The 1184-nt window shown below is 60.7% G+C and carries 1 pseudogene; it reads right to left on the reverse strand.

Annotation, left to right across the window (positions count from 1 at the left end):
- A pseudogene (locus ACFFNA_RS39005) lies at nucleotides 1-1119 on the reverse strand (IS701 family transposase); the annotation flags it as partial.
- Nucleotides 1120-1184: the final 65 nt, after the last annotated feature.

A 1184-nucleotide genomic window follows, 5' to 3' on the forward strand; every position in this document is an offset into this window, starting at 1 on the left:
CCGAGTTCCTCCTTCAATTGCTGATGTGCCTGCTCACAGACCCACCTCGCCTTGATCGTGGCGGCGAGCATCTTGAGGCTCGCATCGGCCGGTAAGTTCGACACATAGTATTTTTGCTCGCCAGTCGACCGGCGTTCGCCGACGAGCCAGACCTCCTCGCCTGGCATGCATTGCATGCGATTGTCGAGCATGCGGTGCTTATGACCGTCCGCAACGCGGACACGGCGAGCCGCAAACAAACAAGTCAGCCGACCTTTAGTGCCGCGCCGCCAGCTTATCTTGTGCCATCTCTCACCAGACAGCATCACCTCGGCAGAGACCGGCGGCTGGTCCGGGATGTGATATTGGCGGCGCCTGCCGGTGGTCGCGACCGGGAAGATCAGATCAACATCGGCCGGATAGACGTTTTGGCGTCGCGATAGTCCTACCGCCCACAGCAGACCGCGCTCACTCAAAGCCTGACGAAAAGAGCTGCTCGACCCGTAGCCCGCGTCGGCAAGCACGCAGCCGAAACGCACGCCGGAGGCGATGACACGATCGATCTCTTCGATGGCGATTTCCGGCTTTGTCAGAGCGACCTGTCGATCCTTCGGGACGCGCGCCCGCATCATCCGCTCGGGATCATTCGTCCAGGTGTCGGGCAGGAAGAGCCGAAGGCCCACCATCACCGGCACTTCGCGTGAGGCCAGGGTCACCGACACCAGCGACTGGCAGTTGGACGTCTTGCCAAGCGACGAAGCGTATTGAGGCGCGACACCAACCGAATGTTGTCCCTTCTTCGGTAACGCTGTGTCGTCGATGACGAGAAAACCCGCCTCATCGCCGACCAGGCGATCTGCCTCCTTCAGCAGGGCGGCCTCGAGCGGAGCGCTGTCCCAAACCCCTGCCGCGACAAAATGATGAAGCTGATCGTAGCCGACATCGCCCGCTCGAGCGGCCATCGGTTGTACGCTCTTACGGTCGCCCGGCCCGATCAGACCAGCAATGTACAGCGGACACATCCGGCGCCGAGCTGGATGCGAAAGACCTGCCAAAAACGGTTGAAGCCAGCGCTCGAGATCGGCTTGCCAGTCCACATCCATTGATCGGCCCTCCACAAGCCGACCTCCTATGAATCACGCAAACTCTCTCTTGGGAATTCCAAAAACTCGCCCGCCGCTAAAAACCTGCCAAAGTAGTGCTAG

It is taken from the genome of Mesorhizobium kowhaii, from assembly GCF_042431665.1.
Lineage (GTDB): Bacteria > Pseudomonadota > Alphaproteobacteria > Rhizobiales > Rhizobiaceae > Mesorhizobium > Mesorhizobium kowhaii.